The sequence below is a fragment of the Chitinophaga sp. genome, assembly GCF_039596155.1.
Classification (GTDB): Bacteria; Bacteroidota; Bacteroidia; order Chitinophagales; family Chitinophagaceae; genus Chitinophaga.
Genome location: NZ_JBCNKF010000046.1, coordinates 18,499 through 42,202 on the forward strand (window position 1 = coordinate 18,499; position 23,704 = coordinate 42,202).

Consider the following 23,704-nt stretch of genomic DNA (forward strand, 5'->3'; position numbering starts at 1 on the left):
ATCAAGTCACACCTTATTTCAGCCTGTCAATCATCATTGATGCAAACCGCCGTACACCTACCCTAATACACTCCTCATCCACCTTAAATCCCGGCGCATGATTCAGGGCTTTATCCGACCCTCCTAAGAAAAAATATACACCCCGTATCTGCTGCTGAAAATACGCGAAGTCATCATTGAAATAAGGTACCTGCCCGTAATCGCATTGAACACCCTTTACGCCACGCACTAAACTGTCATCATTTACCACCGTAGGATTCTCCTGTATAAACGACACTGAATATAAATTATCCCCCGCTACCGCTTTAATCTGCGATGCAATCCCGGGAAGATTGGATTTATTCGTTTCATACAGATACGCCTCCATTATCAACGTGTCCTTCACTGTATATGTATTAAATCCCCTGTCCATGAACAGGTAGTCCTTATAGATGGTTTGGGGATTCATTAACCCGGTAACAGGATCATTTATATGCTGGATCTCCCATGGCTTACTACCGGGATGAACACGTAGTAATGCATTGTAGATATTCCTGGACACATCGGCTTTCAGTTTTATGCTGACCCTCCGCTGGTAAGCAAACATCTCACCGGGCTTCACCAGTATCGTTCCTACCGGCAACGCCGTCACATGCAAAGCATAGATTTCATCTATGTCAGGTAGTCCATGGCCGATCATCCCTTTCGCTCCTTTGAACGTTTCTTCTTCAGGTTGGAAAATAAAGTAAACCGTACCTGCCAATGATGCCTTATGCCTGGCTAACACCTCCGCTATTCCTAGTGCAACAGCCATATGCACATCGTGCCCACAACCATGCCATACACCTTTCACTGTAGATGCAAAATCTACCGCTTCAGGGGAATCACCGGGCAATGCATCCATTTCCGCCCGCCACGCAATGTTCCTGCCAGGCCTGGCTCCTTTGAGTATACCAATCACACTATGACCATAGGTGCCGCTTTCTACTTCAAGTCCCAGGTCCTCCAGATGTTGGCGGATGAATGCCTGGGTATGTTTTTCATTACCTGCCAGTTCCGGCCAGGCATGCAATGCTCTCCTGATGCCTACCAGTTTGTTATAAATACTGTCGGTTTCAATGCTGATCACATCATGCTGCCGCCAGCCGGCCAGCGCTAATAATAGCAGGAGTGTTTTCATGTGCTAAATGTAGCCTATAGCATTCCATCGCAGTGCTAAATGTGATTAACTGGTACTGATGAGGGATAAACATTCCTGACACAACTCCGTGGCAGCCCTTTTACTGATAGCCGACCCGAAAGAATAGATCGGGCTGCAGATTGCTTTTGTTTAAAGCTGTACTTTATTCTCTTATTCATAAAAATGCCCCCAAAAGTGTCTAATTTTTTGGGGGCATTTCACAGTGGGTCACTTTGTAAATAATTTAACTTTTCAATCGCTGTTCTACTCCAATGCAATCAGCGTGGGTGCCGCTGCCACAAACTCATCCAGCACACCATCCGCTATCTTAATCGCCCCTTCAAAACGGGTCGCATCCTTTATACTTTGTATAGCCGCCGCCGCTGCAGCCAGTTGCTTCGCATGTGCAAAGTGGCGCGCTGCTGCCGGACTCCCTTTATCCGCTGCGTCTAATCCTGCCGCGGTCAATTGCAACGCCCTTCCCCACAGTTGCATTGCATCCAGCCATGGACGTGCCTGTTGCGCGAAAGATGTATCCACTACACCCGACCTGATAATATCGGGCACACCGGCAAACTGATCTGCCTGTTGCACCAGGTGCGCAATGGCCTGTCGTCTTGTTACTTCATCCCCATATGCAATGGCTGCACGCACACCATCCAGCAATGCTTTCAGTTTGGGTGCCTGTTCCTGCCATGGCTGACTGCCAAAAGTCGGTGCCATATGCTGGGTATCAAAGAATGTAAGCAATGCTGTCGTAGTCCTTTCATCACCACCAGCCAGTTCACGGGCAGCGGCATACCAGGTACGCTCCGCATCATAGCCCTTATCATTCCAGGCAAATGCCACTACCCCAGTTACAGCTACACGGCTGGGCGCTTCCTGGTTCATGGGATTAGACAGGATACCGGTCAGTTCAGATGACAAGCCAGCCTCCCGCTTTACATAAGGTGCCATCAGTAATCTTCCCGTCGTTTGCCCGTAGTCGTTTACCGGGTAATTATCCCACAGTAAGGTCTTACGGCCAAATGCCTTTGTGGCGGCTTTGGCATCCGGCACGGAGATGGCGGGTGGTACCACATCGGTACCTGTCCACTGAACGACGACCTTCGGATCAAGATATTTGCGCAGCGCTGCTTTATACGGGCTTTCTTTGGCATCATAGTATTCCGTCGGCACCATAATCAGCGGCGGCGCAGTGGGATCTGCAGCAGAGAGATTCGCCTGCACAGCATTCAGCAATTTCGCCTGTGCAATACCTGCCGCCTCCGCACCGGATGGACCAAATGTGGTCGAATCCAGGGCACAATTCCATTTCTTGTATTCAATGTCGTCAAGCGCTACGTAGAAGCTTTGCACGCCGATAGTACGCAGTGCACTGAACTTGGCTTCCAATGCCTTCAGATCAGCCGGATCTGAAAAACACATGGTGGGTCCCGGAGAAATTGCGTAAACGAAGTTGATATGATTTTGACGAGCTATAGCCACCAGGGTGCTCAACTCTTTCAGGGTCGCTGCAGGGTAAGGTTCACGCCAGCGATCCCTGGCATATGGATCATCTTTGGGGGTATACACGTAGGTATTGGCCTTCACAGTTGCGAGGAAGTGCAGGTGCTTCTCCCGGTCAGTCATTGACCAGGGGGCACCATAGAAGCCCTCGATCGTACCTCGCACTGACATGGCAGGATGATCCTGGATCAACAGTGCAGGTATGGAAGAACGCTGTGCGAGCTGCCGGAAAGTCTGCGCAGCATAATACAAGCCATTTGCATCATGGCCGGCAAGCGTAATGAGTGCTCCGTTACCCATCGTAACACTGGCCAGCGTATATCCTTCTGCATGACTGTCTGCAACGGCATCACTCTTTGAAAGAGCGGAACGTACCACTGCAGCGTCGTCATTACCAATGACGATATAGGTTTTGTCCGGCACAGGCGGTAATTGTTTGCCGGTAGTAATCGTCTCCACACCTGCTGCTGTAAGAGCCGCGCGTACCAATGCTGTTGCTGCTGTATCTGCCCCCGGGGCTACCACCAGTACAACTGATTTGCCCAACAGTATTGAACCCTTGCCAAGTGTCATTGACACAGGCGCCGGGAAAATCGCGGGCAGAACTGCCGATCGGGAAACCTGTACATTGCCGGTCAACTGTGTACCAGCCGCCGTTTGAGCAAACACTGGCATTCCTCCCAACATAACCGCTATTAAACTAGTAAAAAACATTCTCATGATCTGTCATTTATCGCATATGCAAGCCGTAAATATAGCAAACAGTCCCATCTTTTTATAATTCCCCCGATTTAGGTACAACAAGCGCTGCCAGCAGGTCTTTGCTGACCTCTTTCCATTCCATCCAGATGTGGTCCTGCGGGAGTTCGTCGCCAGTCATCCTTTCGTCTATTTCGTGTTTGCGTTGCTGGTAGTATTCAATCGTTTTCAATACGCGTGCGGTATCAAAATCCACTTCTCCGTCTGTCAACGCCATGTTGCTTTCCAGCATACGACCGATATTGATCCTGTTATCCTTCAGCGATAGCCTGCCATTGGGCCCTGCCATCAAAATTCCGTCCACCTGTAATCCGGCTAAGATACTACTGGCCTGGTCGTCCTGCCCATCATCTTCCCAGTTGCAGATGTCACAGATATCGAACCCGCCCCTTGCTGCAAGCGATGGGAATCCACAGCCGGGGCATGTATGCCGGGCAATATCATTCGCCTGCAGGTAGGTGTTGTAGTGTTCCCTCCTGTTATAAAATTCAGCTAATATTTCCCTTTCGTCCATCTATGAAATTTAATGGTTATTCCGGTTTTCTGCAAATTTACTTACAGCTACTGCGTATAGCCGGCATTTACTTTTTTTTTTAAAACTATTTTTTTTTGTGGGTGCCTGTTTCTCTCTAGTTTATATTGTTTATTGTTTATTATTAATATTGTGTCTCAATTTTGATACCCTGACGGATATATTTTTGATACCTGAATGATATTACTTTTGATACCTGTATGGGTATCAAAATTTTCATGCGTCCCGGGTATCAATTTTAACACCTGCATATGGTATTAATTTTAGTACCGGCATTGCATGTGCCGTGGTACGCTAACGGTATCGTTTATACAAAAAACAGGAACAACTAACCCCTGTTGATATCCATGGGGATGGCATTTACAAAAAACAGGAACAACCAACCCCTGTTGATATCCATGGAGATAGCATTTACAAAAAACAGGAACAACCAACCCCTGTTGATATCCATGGAGACAGCATTTAAAAAAAAAGGAACAACCAACCCCTGTTGATATCCATGGAGATAGCATTTACAAACAAGCAGGAACAACCAACCCCTGTTGATATCCATGGAGATAGCATTTACAAACAAGCAGGAAGCAGCCTTCACCAGTAAGGCGATGAAAATAATAGCTGTAAACAATTAACTATTCCAACCTCACCTCTTTGACCGTTTCATTCCCCGGCAGATCCACTGCCAGTATCACCACGCTACCACCAACAGGCAAACGATCCGTTGTATAATACCAATCCACCCCATTCCTTCCCAACATCGCCTTTCCCCTTTCCAGCATCTTACCCGCTGCATCAAATACCTTTACCTCCACTTCCGCGACCCTGAATTCGTCTTTCGCTGTCACAATCACACTGGTGTCTTCAAATCGAATATCCTGCACCTCCGGCGATCTGTAAGCATCTTTTACGGCCATGTTGTATGCATTCTGTCCCGGCCCGGCTTTGGATTGATAGTAAGCCTTCAGGTCGGGATCGGTTAAGATCGCCTTTGCATACGCCGCCGCTACCTTCATCCTGTAGCGGGCTTCCAGTTGTTTATCTGTTGGTTTCTTCTGCGAGGGGCCGCGTTTTTTCGCCATGATGATCTGCCCGTTGCGTTCGTATATCGTAAGCTGACCGCCCAGCGTACCCCGGACGAGTTGGAGAAGGATGTTATCCCTGACAAGTGCCATAACAAACAATTTTACCAAATATACAGCATAGCCCGGTAATATGAGTCATCGATACTACTTTCAGTATACTAAATGAGTACTACTACTTCACTATAAAGGCACTTCAATATCAAATGGATATTGAGGTGCCCTTATCATGTACTTATAGTGCCCTTATAATATACTATTGGATATACAGCCAGGTAAACGGAGCAGGTAGAGCTACCCCCTTCAGGTACCCCAATAAAAAAGCCTGTATCAGGAACGATACAGGCTTATCAAGAATCGTTATTGATCCCCCCGCATGACTAACACACGCGCTATTATCAATGCTAACGTAAGCTGCCTCCGGGTGCCAATACCACAAGAAATATTTTTCCCCTCCCATTCATTGCTTTTGCACGGTCGCGTGTATTAGTAGGAACAATTCTATCCTATTCCCTATACCTATCACCATGCTTACAGCATTCCATCCGGATATGTATATTTAAAAAATGATATACAGCCTATCCGGATGAATGCTTTATTGTCTTCCGAAAGGTGATTAATAGCACACCAGCAACTCTATAGTGATAGCTTAATTGACTGATTGAGGTCATAAAAATCGATATACCATCTCTCCGTATCCGATAAGTTTATTTTAATTAATAATACGTATATGTATACACGAAAGTACATTCAGTTGTTTATCGCCCATTTATCAAGCAGTACGGTTACTCCCTCCTGATTAAATCTCATAAAAATCAATACCCGATACTATTATAATCAAAAAATACTTTTTATTTTACAATCGTCAACAGTGATACCATGACTAAAAAGATAACCAATCCTAAAAACGCATTCATCAAGGTCTCGTTTGCGATTTTTAACTATGCAATTACCGAAACCAATCCTGCTATTTCATATATAAAAAACAGTTTGACGGATTAACCTGCAAACGCAAGGCGAACCAGGACACTTTATTCATTCAACAAACCGATTTACGTTTTCTTTAAATGCGGCCGGGCATGGCAGGGAATTCTCTTACGCATGAATCCATGTCCTTCATCCATGTTTAAGGGTGTTGTACAGTTGTACCTGTCACTGCTGAAAAGATTAAAAACAACTATCTATTCTGCTGATTTATCATCATGTGAACGATAAAATCATATTCCCCCCGGGGCAATAGCAGACCTTTTTAACAACCATCCGAAACCAACCTTTACTATTATAATCCATTCCTGATATGACCAAGACTGATGCCTCCAGATTGTTCGGGCAAATTATTAACTACCTGCTGCTGGAATACTACCCGCCCGGGGAAGAAAGCCCCCGATTTCCGGTCAGTAAAATCGTGACCATCGAAAATAATGAAATCAACTGGCGGGTGACCGCCAGAAACATTATCCCGAGATATCTTTCTCATCTCCCGCTACAGATGATCCAGGATTTAAGTGCGATCGATAAGTTCTGCAAAGCAAGCCACCAGCGATATCCATTAGACATCTGCGAGTTTAATATCGGGTTAACCACAGGTCTCGTGGATGACTTTATCTGGACGAAAAATGAAAGGAACGAAAGACAACCTATCTCAAAACTTCACAAAAGCCTGATACCGGCGATGGAAAACATGGCTAAAATGCCAAACAGCGTATTGATCACTTATACAAGTAATACAGATGATGCATTTTCTGAAGAAATGAATGATTACTACTGCAGTAGCCAACCAGTTGATACCAACCCGCTCACAGCTTTCACATTTATAAGAAAGGCCTGGACTTCGCTGATATCCTGGTTGATATTTTTTTTCTAGTCTGCAATTATCCTACGAGGGGGAAATCTTTCCTCCTCTTTCTATCACTATTGTAAACCGGGAGATCGCACCGATACATGCGGGGGCTGAGAAGATGCGGGCAACATACCCGTTACCTTGCGCCGCATCAATAATAAAACTATCGGTCCAACCCTGTGAACAGGATCAGGATAATCAACTTAAGATGCTTAAGTGTATACTCTTTTAAGAATTGCAGGGACTGCGTAATATGGCTATTGATAGTGGCTGTGGAAACACCCATTATTTTACCGGCCTCCTCGTAACTACGTCCTTCTACCTTACATAATATAAAAGCCCGCTTTCGTTGTGGAGACAACTGGTCTATCGCCTCATCCAGAAATCGCCTGAGCTCCCGCTCCTCCATGAGCTGCTCCACATTCAGATAATGCTGGGGGCTTTGTAAAAGCAGGTTTTGCAAAAGATTGGAATCCGACGCATTTTTCCGGAAATAATTATATACCAGGTTCTGGGCGACCGTATAAATGAAGGCCTTGAAAGATTTCTCCGGATCTATCTGCTGCCTGTTCTTCCAGATATTAATAAATACCTCCTGTAGTAACTCATCTGCGATATCTTTGTCTTTTACCAACCGCAAAATTCTCAGCCAGATGGGCTTACTATAAGCATGATACAGTGCATTAAAAGCCGTTTCTGCACCATTTCTGAGCTGAATGAGTAACTCTTCCTGATATTTTATATCTATAAATTCCAAAGTATTTATGGAGAATGGACAAACATAAAACATATTATTTTATATTTTACCAAAATCTGTCTTTCACTCCCGCTACTGTAGCCCAATATTTTTTTTCTAAACCATTCATTGTTTTTTGAATCTGCTGTTTATTAATAAAAAAACATTCCATGGAATCTTCATTACATGAAATTTTCAGAAGATATGTCAATGATGATTGCACAGAAGAAGAGATAGGCATCTTATTGGACCACTTCAATATTCCGGCGGAGGAAATACTTCTTAAGGAATTGATTATAAAAGAATTACAGCAAGAGGATACACCTTCTTACCAACCGCAGGATACGGACGCCCGCCTGCAAAAGGTGTATCAGCACCTGGAACTTTTTATTAAAAACGAAAACAGGCCCGGACTCCGGTATTATAAATCGTGGCCGTTAAAAGTAGCTGCCGCCGTCCTGGTGATGATAGCCGCAGGCGCATTCTGGATGACCCGGAAGGAAAGCCTGCCCATGCAACAACAAGGATCAATCGCGCAGATAGTACCCGGAACTGACCAGGCGACCCTCACTACTGGGAACGGACAGACGATCGTATTGAACAATATCAAACAGCTGGACGTTCCGCTGCAAGGCGGGGGCCGGATAAAAAAACTGTCAAACGGACAAATAATATATAATCTTCCGGGAAATGCCCATGGCAACAGCAGCAGAGAGCGCAATACGGTCAGAACACCTGCCGGCGGACAATGGCAGGTCGTACTACCCGACCAGACACATGTATGGTTAAATGCCTCCTCCTCTATTAGTTACTACCTGCCTTTCGATGGCAATGACAGGCATATTGAACTCTCCGGCGAAGCTTATTTTGAAGTGAGCAGGAATAGTGAACATCCTTTAAAGATCACCTGCCGGCACCAGGAAGTAATGGTACTGGGTACTGCCTTCAATATTATGGCTTACCCCGATGCACCGGCTATAACAACTACACTGGTGAAGGGCGCAGTCGTCGTAGCAAGCGGACAACAGCGGATACAACTGGCACCGGGAGATCAGTCCAGCAACAAGGACAACCTGATCCAGGTAAAGCACGGAGTAGATACCGAGGAAGCCGTGTCCTGGAAAGATGGGTACTTTAAATTTAATGGTACCCTCCCCGAAATAATGAACGATATCGCCAGATGGTACGATGTTAAAATCGTCTATAAGAATACCAGGTCTGATGAAATTTTTGTGGGGGAAATCTTAAGAAGCCGAAATCTGGAAGATGTATTAAATATTATAGAAAAATCAGGTAGCGTACATTTTATTATTAATGGAAGAACCATAACAGTAGAAGACTAATACTGAAAAGCCGATTGTGGTGGAACACAAATCGGCTAAGAGCCAGTAATAGTTTGAATTAAACGACTATAATCAACCAAACCAGCCAAACAAATGTATTTAAATTTTGCCAAGAAATCGGGCAGATGGGGTCATCATGCCAAAAAATCCCTGCTAATTATGAATTTCAGCGCAATGCTGCTTTTGGTGGTTGTCATGCAGGTCAGCGCCAGTTCGATGGGTCAGACTGTAAGTGTCAATGTGAAAAACGCTCCTGTCAGTAGTGTCCTGAAGGAAATCAGGCATCAGACAGGCTATGACTTTTTCTACAGCAAAGACCTACTGAAAGATGCAAAGATGATCAGTCTTTCCTGCAAAAATGTCGCCATCGAAAAAGTATTGGATAGTTGTCTGTCAGGTTTACCCATTACCTATGAAATTAAGAACAACGTCGTATTGTTCCGGAAGAAAGAGGAGATCACCTCACCTGTCGATTATTCAATTCCGCCCATTACTCTAAAGGGCCGTATTACGGATTCTACCGGTACCCCGCTCAAAGGGGCTACTGTGCGTCTCAGGAAAACGCCCAACGTGATCGGGACGGATAGTAACGGGGAATTTACACTATCGGGTTTAAAATCAGGAGACGTCATCGTCATCAGCTTTGTGGGGTATCAGACCCGGGAAATTACCGTGACTGGCGAATCGACGAATTATCTAAACATCGTCCTGAAAGCTGAAATTAACAAGCTTACCGAAATTGCTGTTGTTTCCAATGGCTACCAGACACTTCCAAAAGAGAGAAGCGCCGGCGCCTTCGGAAAGCCAGACATGTCCCTGGTATATGAAAGATCTTTCAGCATGAATATCCTGCAACGGCTAGATGGACTGGTGCCGGGATTAGTCATTAACAATAGCCCGAGTGCCTCACAAAATCCCATCCTGGTAAGAGGTCTTACCACTGTGGGTACGGAGGTACTACCCGGGCTTGGCATATATGGCAATGGTACTAACAGGAACCCGCTCTATGTTGTGGATGGTATTCCTATTAACGATATTAATACCATCAACCCACAGGACGTAGCCGACGTGACCGTTTTGAAAGATGCAACCGCTGCCTCTATATGGGGTGCCAGAGCAGCCAACGGCGTGATCGTTATTAACACGAAAAAAGGAAGTACCGGCGGAAGACTACGCGTACAATATGATGCTTTCCTGAACTACCAGGGAAAACCAAATACCAACTATTACCCCGGTATGAACAGCCGGGATTTCATTAAGAATGCAGAGGAGATCTTTGATCCGGAGACCTATCCCTGGGAATCCCTGACCAGTTCACCTCTCTCCGGCATGCCGCCGCATGAGGTGATCCTCTACAACCGCTACAGAGGAATCATCAGTAATGACCAGGCGACCAAAAGTCTTGATAGCTTATCGGCCATTGACAACCGGAAACAGATCAAAGATCTCCTTTATGCCAATGCCTTATTGTCCAATCAAACGATTTCGGTAACAGGCGGCAACAAGCTCTATTCCTTTTATGGCTCCTTTGCCTATACCCGGAATACCGGTTACCAGCCGGGTAACAATACCAATACATACAAATTGAATCTCAGGCAGGAGTTTGCCGCCGGGCCTCATGTTCATTTCGACCTGGTCACAGACCTGACCAATACGCTCTCAAACGCAAAGCGACCTGTTACCGCTGATTCCCGGTTCTATCCTTACCAGCTCTTCAGAGATGCAGGTGGCCATAACCTGTCTATGCCTTATATGGGTACGCTGAGCGACTCTATCAGGCAGGACTACCAGGACAGAAGCGGTATCAACCTGGATTATATACCACTGGATGAATTGAACTATGGGTATACAAAATCAAACCAGCTGAATGCCAGGAATATACTGAATGTCAATATCTCGCTAACAAAAGGGCTCAGCTTCTCCGGTACGTATGGATTTATCAATGGTACTACCAGGGGGGAAGCTTATGATGATATCAAGAGCTATAATATGCGATATGAGCTGCTTCAGTTTACCGTAGCTCCTACCGTAGGCGCTACCCCTGTTTATTACCTGCCCACTACCGGCGGTTCCTTTGCCACCAACAATTCTACCAGCCGTACCTGGACGGTTAGAAACCAGTTGAATTACAACAATAGCTGGGATAATGCGCTACACCAGCTGACCTTACTGGCCGGACAGGAATTACAGGAACAACAAAGTCTGGCGAACACCACCAAGGTACGTGGTTATAACCGGCAGTTACAAACATATTCCATGCTGGATTACCAGACACTCAGTACAATCGGGGTGGCCGGCACCATTGTTCCTAACTACGGCGTCGTCAGCCTGCTGAGTGATAACTACTTTACGCAGACAGAATCCATTTCAAGGTTCAGGTCCTACTTTGCGAATGGTGCTTATACCTACAATCGAAAATATTCAATCAATGGAAGTTTCCGTATTGACAAAAGCAACCTGTTTGGCCTGGATCAGTCAGCACAGAATAAACCGGTTTGGAGCGTAGGTGCGAAATGGATTTTATCAGAGGAACCGTTCCTTTCCAGGTCTTCCTGGTTAAACAACCTGGCCTTCCGCGCCACCTATGGATTGTCAGGCAATGCACCGAGTCCGGGTACCTCTGCTTCCTTTGATATTTTAACGACCTATCCCAGTGCCTACCTGCCTAATGGCGCAGGGTTGTATATATCTTCTCCGGCAAATAGAAAGCTGAGCTGGGAAAGCACCAAAACAATCAACCTGGGTGTAGATTTTTCTATGCTGAATAACGTGATAACCGGTTCACTGGATCTTTATAACAAAGCGACCTCCAACCTGCTGGGATACATGCCTACCAATGCGCTCACGGGATACACCTCCGTTACCGGCAACGTGGGTGACCTCAATAACAAAGGCGTTGAACTCAGCCTGACCTCCATCAATATCAAAAGAGGATCTTTCAGATGGAGCACTATGCTGAATATGTCCTATAATAAGAACAAGCTCATAAATGTCACCTCTGCTTACAATACCACTGAAGGTTACCTGAGAATTTATCAGAGCTATGTGAAGGGATATCCTGCCTATAGTGTTTTTGCTTATCAGTATATGGGGCTGGACAACGAGGGAGATCCACAGATCAAGCTCAAGGATGGTACATTGACGAAATCACCGTACATATCCTCTACGGCAGATGTTCAATACAAAGGCACTACACAACCTGTTGTGAATGGAGGTCTAACCAATATCTTCAATTACGGCAACTGGATGCTGAGCGCAAACGCCGTTTTCAACCTGGGCCATGTGATGAGAAGAGAAGGGAACCTGTTATATACCGGCGATCCGACACATAGCTCGTTCAGCGGCAATTTCCACAGTGAGTTTGCGAATCGCTGGAAGACGCCGGGAGATGAAAAGCGGACAAATATTCCTTCTTATGTAGCCGACAGCTATACCAGCTATAGTCGCCGTGATGTGAGTTACTATACTTATGGCGATATCAACGTGGTAAGTGCAGCATATGTAAAACTCAGAGATATTTCTTTAAGTTATACGCTTCCGTCATTTATACTCAAAAAACTGCGCGCAGAACAGATCGCGCTGCGTGGGCAGGTTTCCAATATCATGCTCTGGAAAGCGAATAAATATGGTATTGACCCGGAATTCCAGGATGCCAATAATGGTGTACTGACAATGCCGGTCGGACAAAAGTCTTTCACTGTAGGAATAAATGCCAAATTCTAAAAGAGATCTCATGAACTATATTATAAATAAAAAGATTATAGCTTTAATTATTTCAGTGCTGGTTATTACTTCCTGTTCCAACCGTTTCCTGGAAGTGGAGCCAAAAGGATCATTGATCGCGCAGTCGCTGAGTGACTACGATCTTTTACTGAACAACCTCTATGTAGTCTACATCAATAGTAATGCGCAGGTACCCATGGGTGATGAAGTAGCTGCTATGGAGCCCTACTTTACACAGGCCAATTATCGCACACAAAGGTTATTCAGGTGGGATGATGTGATCTACGAGCGTAACGACGATGCGCCTGAATTCACGAATACCATGCAGAATGTGTATGAATTCAATAAGATCATCAACGAGGTAGATAATGCAACGGATGGTACTACTATCCAGAAGGCATCTTTAAAAGCAGAGGCACAGGCCGGAAGGGCATGGACCTACTTTTTAATGATCAATTACTTCGGATTGCCCTATGGTGCTAATTCAGCAACCGATTTAGGCTTTCCTATTATCACCAACTCAGATATCACCCAGACAGTATTCAAGAGAGCCACGGTCAAAGAAGTATATGATTTTATCATCAATGACCTGACTGCTGCCATACCGAACCTTCCTGCACAAACTACTTCGAGATTAAGAATGTCTAAGGCAGCAGCAGAAGGTATTCTGGGTAAGGTATACGTCTTTATGGGAAACTACCAGGAGGGCCTGACCTGGCTCAATGCCGCGATCAACGACATGGGCAATTCTAAAATTCAGGTAGGACTCTATGATCTGCAAACTGCTACAGCGGATGATGGTGTGTATGGTGGTACATCAGTGCCTGCTATGACAGCGAATATCGAAGAACTGCTGGTGAAGCAGTCTACCAGTTACTGGTCATATATCAATAACGAATTGGTATTAACGCCGGCTGCAGCAGCCCTGTTTGACGCGTCGGACTTCCGGCTGAAATTTTACACAGATAAAACCTATGGTGGCTCCTCCTACCCTGTCAGCGGCGTCCTGAGGAAAAACCGTTTCTCCGCGTTCGATTTCGGGGTGGTGGTACCTGATCTATACCTGTTACGTGCTGAATGTGCATGCCGGCTCGATGACCTGGCCGGTGCAAAAACAGACGTAGAGACATTACGGCAAAAACGGCTGCCGATGGCTGATGCCGGTGTTCCTGATAGCGTATCAGGCAATAAAATAAAACTGCTGAATTTTATCCTGGACGAAAGAACCAGGGAATTTGCGGTAACAGGAACCCGTTGGTTTGATATGAGACGACTTTCAACAGATCCTCTCTTTAGCAGTAAATCATATGTACATACTATTTATAATGAAGATGGTTCTTCCACACAAGTTTCACTCAGACCCGAACGGCTGGTGCTGCGGTTCCCACAAAAAATTGTAGAACAAAGTACCGGTCTTGTCAATAATCCATAATATTTTTCTATCATCACCTATGCTTCAGGAACCAACCCAATGGAATACTGCTTCCGGTCTTGTGTAAAACAGACCGGAAGTAAGTTCCTCCTTACATTTACAATAATTAAATCATGAAATATTTACAATTTATATTGCTTTGTTTTCTTTCTGTGACGTTGCATGCCCAATCTAATCCAAGAGATAGCCTGTTCATTGCGAAGTGTACGTCACTGTTGACGCTCGCGCCCCCACAAAGGGAAATAGCCATCCTCAATGAAGTTCGTACTTATACAAAAAATGGCGATGAGCCAGGTCTTTTAACCGCAGCCACCGCACTTTTTTATATGGGCATGCCTGTTGCGAGCGATTCTGTTTATATGGTTGCTGCAAAAAAATACCCAAAGGGTAACGCCGCCCGAACCGTAGCATTTGGTAAGATTGTGAAAATGGAAGAAAACAGCAGTAAGGTGGAAGCTGCCTACTATAAATGGCTAAAGGAATTTCCCGATAAAGGAGATAATAAGGATTTATACGAAAACGCCCGGGCACACATCGCTACCATCTATGCAAAGGAGCGTAACTATACACAAGCACAGAAATGGCTGTCTACCGTGAAGGATACCATGTTGATACTCAACACAGATGAAACCATCGCCGATCTCGCGCTGAGCGCCAATGACACCATGCAGGTCATAAAGTCAATAGAGGCAGGGATGAAACAGCTCAGCTTATTAACCGATAGTATGTACTACAACTACCGGGCTAGCTATACCGCGAAGTATGCATATTATTTATATCGTCTGAAGCGTTATGATCAGTCGCTCAAAGTGATTACCGACGTTTATAACCATACAGATGATAAATCCCCTGAACTGGAGCGGTTATATGCTAATATATTAGTGGCAAATAACAAGAGCAAAGAAGCCATGGTTGTATTATCCGGTTTACTGAAAAAAGGAAAGGGAGATGAAAAGTTGCTGCATGATCTGAAAAATGCCTATCAACAGGTGAATGGAAGTCTAACAGGGTATGATGCTTATCTTCAGCCGCTGATTGACACCATGAAAGTGAAGGTCAGAGAAGGGCTTGACCTGAACATGCTGGATGAAAAAGCGCCTTCGTTCTCATTACGTGTATTGGACGGGAATATGCTTTCTTTGGAAAAGCTGAGAGGTAAAACGGTTATTCTTGACTTCTGGGCTACCTGGTGTGGCCCATGTAAGGCCTCTTTCCCGGCTATGAAGACTACCCTTGAAAAGTATGCGGCTGATTCGAATATCGTATTTCTATTTATTGATTGCATGGAACGGGTAAAAGACCCGACAGGTATGATCAGGAGCTTTCTCTCAAAGAATGAGTATCCTTTTACCGTACTGCTGGACAGCGAATCAATTGTGGCCGATCATTATGGTGTGAAAGGTATTCCTAATAAAATCATCATCGATAAAAACGGGGTGATCCGTTTCAGGATGGTAGGGTATGAAGATGGAATTGATGCCGCTGTAGAAAGATTATCAGCGATGATCGACGAGGTGAGAAAAGTTAAATAATAACTGATTACTTAACCCGGAATGATACGCGGCTTATATTGATTCATTTCAGTATAAGCCGTTTCTTTTTACCCCCTCATTCACAAAAAGGCAGGATAACAGCGCCATCCATTAAAACGTAAATATATCCTTTGAACCCAAAACCACCTTCCCGCATGAAAATTGACGGTATTTTTATGTAGCTTTCAATTTTTAAACCTGCCGATAATTGCCACTTATGAGGAACCGATTTACATTCTCATTGCTAAATGCTGATTATGTACAATTAAGTGAGACCTGGAATTACCTCAATGTCATTAGTCCTTTTTACAGGCTTTACCTGATAGACGACGGCATTGGTCACCTTTCCACGCCAGACCAGCATATTGCCCTGGAAAAAGGTCAGCTATACCTCATACCGAGCTTTACCATGTTCAATCAAACCTGTCCTTCCAGTCTCAGCCAATATTATATTCATTTTGTCGAAGAATCGTCTGACGGAAGTTCACTATTCTCCGGCAGCAGGAGATTATTACAAATCACCGCCTCTCCTACAGACATTGAGCTCTTCAAACGACTGATTGACATCAATCCCGGCAGAGATCTCAGGAAATCTGATAATCCTAAAGTGTATGAAAAAAGTAATATCCTAAAGGGTTTCCAGGAAGCGAACGCCAGGTTGAACCTCTCTACGGTCCTGGAAACACAGGGGCTGATTCAAATCTTACTATCCAGGTTTATCAACTGCATTGACTTTGCGAATGAGCAGCAAAAACTGATCCCTTCCAGGATCATGGAGGCGATCAATCATATACAAACGAATTTATCGGGCAACTTATCCGTGGAAGAGCTGGCTATGCGGGCCAACCTGAGTACAGATCATTTTTCCAGGTCCTTTTATCAGCATACCGGCCAGCGGCCACTTCAATTCATCCAGCAAAAACGCATTGAACGCGCGCAATTTCTCATCCTGACTTCTAATTATTCATTTGCAGCTATAGCAGAACAAACCGGGTTTGAAAGCCTGAGCTACTTTGCCCGGGTTTTTAAGTGCAATACAGGGCAAACGCCGGGGGCATACCGGGAAAGTCACGCATATAATGTATAAAAAAAACTGTCAGTTCTGGACAGAACTTAGCAGGATTGGCTTGAGTCTAAGCGGATTCAGCTTTACGCTTTATGGTTGCATCACACTAAAAACTACCTGAAAAAATATATAAAACGATACCTCTGCTCATCCCAATAAAGTGAGCCTGTATCTTTCTTTTTGATACAGGCTCACTTACACACGTCTTACATGTGTATTGCTGTTTAATAGCCCGTGTTCTGCGTCAGGTTGGGGTTGATATCCCGTTCTGACTGAGGAACCGGCCAAAGCTCATTCACTCCTGTTTTGAAGTTCCGTTTATTGACCATGATATAATAGCCATCCTGGTCCACAGGATAGGCGGTGTAAGTGGCGGGTGTGTTTGTCAGTTTCATTCCGGTGAAAGTGCGGTTCAATTCTGTGCCAGCGGTTCCCCAGCGAAGGATATCATAATAATGAAGGCCCTCAAAGGCGAATTCCACTCTTCTCTCCCGGCGAATGATGGTTCTGAGATCACTTGCATTTGTCGTTGTGACGGCGGGCATATTCACTGCTGCCCTGCCACGTACCAGGTTGATTGTCTGATCCAGTAAGCCCTGATCGATGGCACCACCAGCTTCCAGGGTGCTTTCGAGGTAACTGAGTAACACCTCTGCGTAACGTACCAGGCACCAGTTACCGCCATAATTTGTGAGACTGCCGCTAAAACCGGGGTCTACAAATTTGCTGATACAATACCCGCTCCAGTTTGCGTACTTACCAAATCTGTCCGGTGAAGTACTACCTGGTGTTGCCACGTAGGCGACACCATTTAAGGAGAAACGCCCATCAATCATTATGGTGTAATCCAGTCTTGGATCACGGTTGTTATAAGGATTGTTCTTATCGTACAATGGAGACGTTTCAATCGGCTTACCATCTTTGCATTCATATTCCTTTACCAGTTCATTGTATGGAGAGAACTGATGCCATCCGCTGTAAGTTTCAGGGTACAGGTATTGCAGTAACACATGTGAATAGGTATCTACCAGGTATTGGGAAGACATCACAATTTCATTACTCAGTTCACCTGCCTGCCAGAAAAGTTCTTTGAACCTTGGATCGATGCTGTATGCTTTACTATCAATAATGATTTTATAAGTACTGGCTGCTTCGCTCCATTTTTTTTCTGCCATTTGCAGGCGGCCAAGAATGGCAAGTGCGGCGCCAGCTGTCATTCTCCCATTTTCAGTAGCCGGGCGGGTGGATGGCAGTAATGGGTAGGCGGCTTTTAACTCAGCCTCCACAAAAGCCCATACTTCATCGCGGGTAGCTCTGACTACACTGTTTGCTTCCGGAATCGTCAATACATGTTGTACTAACGGTACACCACCGAAATAAAGTGCCAGGTTAAAATACTCATATGCTCTCAGTGTTCTCACTTCTGCCATCATCACCGCACGCAGGGTTGTATCCATATTGATTGTCCCCACGTGATCCAGGAAGTTATTGCAGACGGCTATTTTGCGATAAGAATTAGACCAGTAATTAGCCGGCACCCAATAGGCTGAGTTCAGGGTACCATCTGTCATATGGTCCGGGATTAGTTCTTTTTCTGATCCGTTTCCGGCCATGAGGTCCAGGTAAACCATGGAACGGGGCGTCCAGAAATCCTCGCCTTTCCAGCCAGCGCCTGTATTGTAACAGCCCACCAGCGCCAGGTTTGCGTCCGACGCTGTTTTCCAGAATGTGGCATCTGAAACAGCGTCCAATGGTTGTTTATCAAAAAAACTTTTATTACAACCGGCCGCTAAAAGAGAAAAGATAAATATGTTGATAAGCTTTTTCATTTCTAATGGATTTTAGATCAGAATTTCACATTTACACCGAAAGTGTAGACACGGGTAATTGGATAAAAGCTGGGCCCATCCCCTGTGGCCTGGTACATCTCCGGATCCCATCCTTTGTAGAATTTGTTGATGGTAAAGAGATTTTGTCCACTTACATAGAGTCTCAGTCTGTTGATCTTTATCCTTTCGAGCATACTGCTGGAAAAAGAGTATCCCAGCTGAAGATTTTTCATACGTAGAAAACTTGCATTTCTGTTCCAGTAGGTAGAAGAGGCGATAGTGCCACTCCCCATATTTAAAGTCGTTAGTTTGGGATAACTGGCGTGCGGATTGGGATTGCTGGTCGTCCAGCGATTATCTGCCTGCCAGCGTTGTATCTGACCGCCGTTGTAAAATGCGAAGGCCATGTAAGATCCCATTTGTTTTTCAAATCCGGCCAGTCCCTGTAAGAGGATAGAGAGGTCGAATCCTTTGTAATCAGCCGTAATAGTGGCGCCGTAGGCGTATTTAGGCATGGTATTACCAATGACAGTACGGTCGTAAGTCGCATCGGTTTTACCATCCGGCTTTCCATCAGGGCCACTCAGGTCTTTGTATTTAATAAAGCCAGGCTGCGCAGCATAAGGTTGTGCAGGGCTGTTAGCCACGTCATTGGCGTCGGTGAACAAACCATCCGCTACATAGCCATAGATGGAATTAAGTGATTTTCCTACAAACAGGTTCTGACCTATGTCCTGCTTCAGTCCACTGGCAAGCTGCATCACCCGGTTGTTGACAAATGAAAAATTCGGGGAGAAACCCAAATGTACCTTTCCGAGCGTTTTACGGTAGTTTAACAGGACATCTACACCTGTATTTTTAACTGCACCAGCGTTGACAGCAGATGGTGTCAGTCCTAATACACTGGATACTGAAATAGCATATAGAATACCGGATGTATATTTATCAAAATAATCTACAGACATACTCAGTTCACCGTTCAGTACAGACAGATCAAACCCGACGTCCGTAATCCGGGTCGTTTCCCATGTAATAGCGTGGTTGGCCAGTGTAGTCACAGCTGCGCCAGATGCCAGTGTACCCCCGAAAGAATAGTTTTGTCCTAAGGAGATAATATTCTGGTAAGGGTAGTTGCCTATATTCTGGTTACCCAGTTTACCCCACGATGCCCTGATCTTGAGCAGATCTATCCATTGTGCGTTTTCTTTCAGGAAGCGCTCTTCAGAGATCTTCCATCCGGCTGATATGGAAGGGAAAAATCCCCATCTTCCACTGGCAGGGAATCTGGACGTACCGTCGTACCTGGCATTTAATTCCAGCAGGTATTTATTGTCAAATGCGTAATTGATTCTTCCGAACCAGGACCTGAGTGCCCATTCATCTGCAGAACCGGTAGCAGACATCCCTGTCGCGGATCCTGCATTCAGGGTATACAGCAGGTTGTTGGGAAAATTTTGCCGGTATCCCTGTTGCCATGCGTACTTATTCTGTTCCTGCGAATAACCCGCCATGATATTCAGATCATGCAACCCGAACTGACGATTGTATCTTGCCAGGGATTGCAGGGTGAGCAGGCTGTTTTCAGAGGTGAAAACAGTGAGATTATTAGGCCCTACGTATTTAGTCGGATTAAACTGGAAATCCGATGCAAAGCTGGTGCTATTATTGTTCGTATAATTATATCCCCCTTTACCACTTAAAGAAAAGCCTTTGAAAATTTCCCAGGTCAACTCAGCCCCGCCGAGGAAATATTTCTGGTTACTCTTATAGAAAGAATTACTGGACATCCATGCTTCAGGACCATAATTATCCATATAGCCATAGGTGCCATCTGATTTACGACCTGCATATATCGGTCCTTCGCGCACGGCATAACCAATGATGCTGGCCATATCTCCACCTGACTGGCGCGGCTCGGTTGTATTGGATGTATTGCCGCTCAGGTTTACATTAAGTGTCAGGTTGTCTTTTATGTGGCTATCAAAATTAAACAGGAAGTTATACTTTTTATAGCCGTTCTTAGCCACCAGTCCATCCTGCTGCAGGTAGCCCCCGGAGAACAGGTATGCGTTCCTGCTATCTCCCCCGTTCACACTCACATTGTGGTAAGTTTGAAAGCCTGAACCGCTGTTCAGCAGGTTCTTCAAATGCGGTACATTCGGATAGTTATCAGGATCTGATCCATCCCTGAATTTTTGGATTTCCTGGTCTGTATAGACCGCAGACCCACCGCCATTGACGTTGGCTTCATTTAACAGTGTTGCGTATTCCCAGGAATCCAGGAACTGCGGCAAAGCGGTGACGTGCTGCTTACCCACATAGCTATTATAGCTTACCTGCATTTTACCGGTTTGTCCGCGCTTGGTTTCAATCAGGATCACACCGTTGGCAGCCCTTGTACCGTAGATGGCGGCAGAGGCGGCATCTTTCAGGACAGAGATGCTTTTAATATTATAAGGATCTACCTGGTCAATGGAGGATGCCAGACCATCAATCAGTACCAGTGGACTGTTGCCGGCGCCGGAGAAGGTGCCTAATCCACGCACGGTGATACCGGCGCCATCGTTGCCAGGGCGCCCGCTATTCTGTGAAACAGTCACGCCTGGCGCAAGACCTGCGAGTGCCTGGGATGCCTGGGTAATAGGACGATCTTCCACCTGTACAGCAGAGATGCTGACAACAGCACCGGTAAGGTTTACTTTCTTTTGCGTGCCATAGCCTACGACCACTACGTCATTGAGACTACTGGACGTCCGCACCAGGGTAATGTTTTTGGGCGTACCGGCCTGCACGACCGTCTCAGATTTTTCAAATCCGATTGCAGAGATTTCCAGGACAGCGTTTTCTTTGGTTGGCGTAATTTTAAAATTCCCATCGTTGTCTGCTACAACGCCGTTGCTGGTACCTTTCTCTTTAATCGTGGCACCGGGTATGGGCTGATTATCAGCGGATAAAACTTTGCCGGTAATGATGGGTAGTTTTTGCGCATAGGCCCCCGGTTTGAAGCAGGTTAGAAATATAAAAAAAATGGCTAGCCATGTGGTGGAGGTGACTCCACACATCAGTGTTTTTTTCATAACGGAAAATTCATTTAATACAGGTGATAATATTTCCTTTGTGATGAAGGAATAAGCTTCAGTATTTCATAACAATCATTATATATCGACGCTGAATCAAATTTGAGATTTTCTTTTTTATCTGATATTGTACAAAACTAGTTTTGTTTTTAACTTTTCCGACATCCGGAAGCACAAGTACACGCACCATACAAAAGCATGGCTTATTTTCATTGGGGCGGGTTTTCAAATTCGTAAAATATCTGCGTGATGCTATTTCACATGAGGATACAATCTTAAAGCCGGGAATTAGTGCGGCGTTAAGCGACCGGCGTATAAAGCATTATAATAGTATGCCGGAATACGAGGTAGCACCATCCGTAGTAATGATCGCTTCATTTTCCTTCACGAGCATAATGATCATCTCCAGGCACCCCACTACATCCAGTAGATAGCCGGTAGTTACCATTGCGCACTTACAGGCCTTTTTACTTATCAGGGAAATTTCATTCAATGTTTTCTTCAATTGTGTGATGATAAATTTCCGCTCACAATAGAAAGAATAGGAAGCCAGTACTGAACAGATCTCGATGATCTTAGATTTAAATTGGAGAACATCCATTTCATTATCAGCATAGATTTTAAAATCAGCATGGAGAGATTCGAACATTTCAAGTTGGACATTCATAATTAAAGAATTAATGGATCAGCGATAGTTTTGGTGTTGCAATCGATTGCTTTCAATTACAAGTTACGTAAGTTGGGGGATTATAGATTTGCGCAGGCAACATTTATTTAAAGGCAATGGTAAAAAAAAAGCCCTGGCGATATGCCAGGGCGTACATTCTTTTCCCGAACATTTGCAGGACTTATATAAATGACTCATGCAGTAGATATCTTACATGCAAGGTAGCTGATTAAACACATTTCAGCTGTGAACAAAACCGGCTATTCAATGAACAAATCCGACCTGTGAATGCTAGTCCGCCTTATTCTTCAGCATCATCAGTAAAGAATAGGCACCTTTTGTGACAAACTGTGATTGACTATCAGTCGCTATCTCCACCGGTACATAACCATTCTGTGCCTCACCGCTATTTACTTCCATCATTTCATAGGTTTTATCGCCTGTTACTTTGAAAACATAATCTTTCCCCTCATAATTTACTACGGCTTCAGCCGGCAGTGTAGCGGCTTTCACATTTTTCACCTGTACCTCTGCATTCATATAGGTACCCGGCACCAACGACTTATCGTAGGTTACAAAATGGCAATGTACATCTGCTGTTCTTTCCGGCGACAGGTCATGACTGATCAGTAATATTTTGCATTCGTATTGTTTATCCGGTTGATTGTTGGTGTAAGCCGTCACTTTTTGTCCGATGTACAATTTGTCGAGATCCTTTTCAAAGACTTTCAGTGCCAGGTGTATGTCTGTTGGATTCACCAGTTCAAACAGCACCTCTGTTGGCGACACGTACCTGCCAATATTGACATTGACTTTTGATACGAACCCTTCTATGGGCGAGTGGATACTGATGTTCTTTTCTATATGGGTTTCACTGATCCGGGCCGGATCAATACCCGCGAGCCGCAGTTTTTCTCCCAGGGTGGTTACTAAAATACGATTGGTGCGGTAATCGGCTTCTGCCTGCTGTGCCACCTTATCGCTGGCTGCTTTACTTTCATTCAGATCCTTCTGACGCTGGTAGTCTTTTTCCAGTACATTCAATTTAGCAACAGCCGTCAGGTAGTCCTGTTGCAATTGTATGTACTGCTGATCTTCAATCACGGCAATGACCGCTCCTTTTCTCACCTGCATGCCCGGCAGCAGACCTGTTGATTTGAGATAACCGCCCAGTGGAATACTAATGGACACCATATTTTGCGGTGGCACGTCTATTTTACCATTTAATTTAAGCGTGCCGGAAACTTCCCTTTCAGTAACAGTGCCCGTCACGATACCGGCATTACGAAATTGTGCGTCGGTCAATTTAACGGCGTTTTCGTTGGCCGCCGCTGTTCCCTGTTCTTCAGGATTATTTTTCTTCCCGCTGCAGGCACCGAATATAAGCGCCAGCGCGATGATATATATATTAGTCTTCATGTTGG

At 45.1% G+C, this 23,704-nt stretch carries 16 protein-coding genes; 6 read left to right on the plus strand and 10 right to left on the minus strand.

Annotation, left to right across the window (positions count from 1 at the left end):
* Nucleotides 1-13: 13 nt before the first annotated feature.
* From ABDW33_RS29345 to ABDW33_RS29365, 5 genes are all read right to left on the minus strand, one after another.
* Entirely contained in the window at nucleotides 14-1,159 is a 1,146-nt protein-coding gene (locus tag ABDW33_RS29345; RefSeq protein WP_343693660.1) for an amidohydrolase, read from the minus strand.
* A gap of 264 nt (nucleotides 1,160-1,423) precedes the next feature.
* Nucleotides 1,424-3,388 (minus strand): beta-N-acetylglucosaminidase domain-containing protein, encoded by a 1,965-nt coding sequence (locus ABDW33_RS29350; protein ID WP_343693661.1) that lies wholly within the window; start codon nucleotides 3,386-3,388, stop codon nucleotides 1,424-1,426.
* 55 nt (nucleotides 3,389-3,443) lie between these two features.
* Nucleotides 3,444-3,941, minus strand: coding sequence for a CPCC family cysteine-rich protein (locus ABDW33_RS29355; protein ID WP_343693662.1), 498 nt, complete (start codon nucleotides 3,939-3,941; stop codon nucleotides 3,444-3,446).
* 346 nt (nucleotides 3,942-4,287) lie between these two features.
* The gene (locus tag ABDW33_RS29360; RefSeq protein WP_343693663.1) at nucleotides 4,288-4,512 is read right to left on the minus strand and encodes a hypothetical protein; all 225 of its coding nucleotides are present in this window, start codon (nucleotides 4,510-4,512) and stop codon (nucleotides 4,288-4,290) included.
* 76 nt (nucleotides 4,513-4,588) lie between these two features.
* Nucleotides 4,589-5,128 (minus strand): hypothetical protein, encoded by a 540-nt coding sequence (locus tag ABDW33_RS29365; RefSeq protein ID WP_343693664.1) that lies wholly within the window; start codon nucleotides 5,126-5,128, stop codon nucleotides 4,589-4,591.
* A 1,204-nt stretch (nucleotides 5,129-6,332) separates the two neighbouring features.
* Between ABDW33_RS29365 and ABDW33_RS29370 the strand changes: the two genes are divergently transcribed.
* Nucleotides 6,333-6,899, plus strand: coding sequence for a hypothetical protein (locus tag ABDW33_RS29370; RefSeq protein WP_343693665.1), 567 nt, complete (start codon nucleotides 6,333-6,335; stop codon nucleotides 6,897-6,899).
* A gap of 139 nt (nucleotides 6,900-7,038) precedes the next feature.
* On the opposite strand, the gene ABDW33_RS29375 is transcribed toward ABDW33_RS29370, so the two are convergent.
* Nucleotides 7,039-7,665 (minus strand): RNA polymerase sigma-70 factor, encoded by a 627-nt coding sequence (locus ABDW33_RS29375; protein WP_343693666.1) that lies wholly within the window; start codon nucleotides 7,663-7,665, stop codon nucleotides 7,039-7,041.
* Nucleotides 7,666-7,781: 116 nt separating this feature from the next.
* On the opposite strand from ABDW33_RS29375, the gene ABDW33_RS29380 reads away from it, so the two are divergent.
* The 5 genes from ABDW33_RS29380 (at nucleotide 7,782) to ABDW33_RS29400 (ending at nucleotide 16,728) form a co-directional block, all read left to right on the plus strand.
* A complete protein-coding gene (locus tag ABDW33_RS29380) occupies nucleotides 7,782-8,954 on the plus strand; it encodes a FecR family protein (RefSeq protein WP_343693667.1) in 1,173 nt (390 codons plus the stop codon).
* Between the two features lie 159 nt (nucleotides 8,955-9,113).
* Nucleotides 9,114-12,677: a SusC/RagA family TonB-linked outer membrane protein gene (locus ABDW33_RS29385; RefSeq protein WP_343693668.1), complete on the plus strand. Its 3,564-nt coding sequence runs from the start codon at nucleotides 9,114-9,116 to the stop codon at nucleotides 12,675-12,677.
* Between the two features lie 10 nt (nucleotides 12,678-12,687).
* The gene (locus tag ABDW33_RS29390; RefSeq protein WP_343693669.1) at nucleotides 12,688-14,109 is read left to right on the plus strand and encodes a RagB/SusD family nutrient uptake outer membrane protein; all 1,422 of its coding nucleotides are present in this window, start codon (nucleotides 12,688-12,690) and stop codon (nucleotides 14,107-14,109) included.
* 113 nt (nucleotides 14,110-14,222) lie between these two features.
* Nucleotides 14,223-15,641, plus strand: a complete 1,419-nt coding sequence (locus ABDW33_RS29395; protein WP_343693670.1) for a TlpA disulfide reductase family protein — start codon at nucleotides 14,223-14,225, stop codon at nucleotides 15,639-15,641.
* Between the two features lie 217 nt (nucleotides 15,642-15,858).
* Nucleotides 15,859-16,728 carry a helix-turn-helix domain-containing protein gene (locus ABDW33_RS29400; protein WP_343693671.1) on the plus strand — a complete coding sequence of 290 codons (870 nt, stop codon included), beginning with the start codon at nucleotides 15,859-15,861 and terminating at the stop codon, nucleotides 16,726-16,728.
* A gap of 203 nt (nucleotides 16,729-16,931) precedes the next feature.
* On the opposite strand, the gene ABDW33_RS29405 is transcribed toward ABDW33_RS29400, so the two are convergent.
* The 4 genes from ABDW33_RS29405 to ABDW33_RS29420 form a co-directional block, all read right to left on the minus strand.
* Complete coding sequence (locus ABDW33_RS29405) at nucleotides 16,932-18,536, minus strand: RagB/SusD family nutrient uptake outer membrane protein (RefSeq protein WP_343693672.1); 1,605 nt, start codon at nucleotides 18,534-18,536, stop codon at nucleotides 16,932-16,934.
* A gap of 17 nt (nucleotides 18,537-18,553) precedes the next feature.
* A complete protein-coding gene (locus ABDW33_RS29410) occupies nucleotides 18,554-21,613 on the minus strand; it encodes a TonB-dependent receptor (protein WP_343693673.1) in 3,060 nt (1,019 codons plus the stop codon).
* Between the two features lie 322 nt (nucleotides 21,614-21,935).
* A complete protein-coding gene (locus ABDW33_RS29415) occupies nucleotides 21,936-22,280 on the minus strand; it encodes a hypothetical protein (protein WP_343693674.1) in 345 nt (114 codons plus the stop codon).
* 291 nt (nucleotides 22,281-22,571) lie between these two features.
* Nucleotides 22,572-23,699: an efflux RND transporter periplasmic adaptor subunit gene (locus ABDW33_RS29420; RefSeq protein WP_343693675.1), complete on the minus strand. Its 1,128-nt coding sequence runs from the start codon at nucleotides 23,697-23,699 to the stop codon at nucleotides 22,572-22,574.
* Between the last annotated feature and the right edge of the window lie 5 nt (nucleotides 23,700-23,704).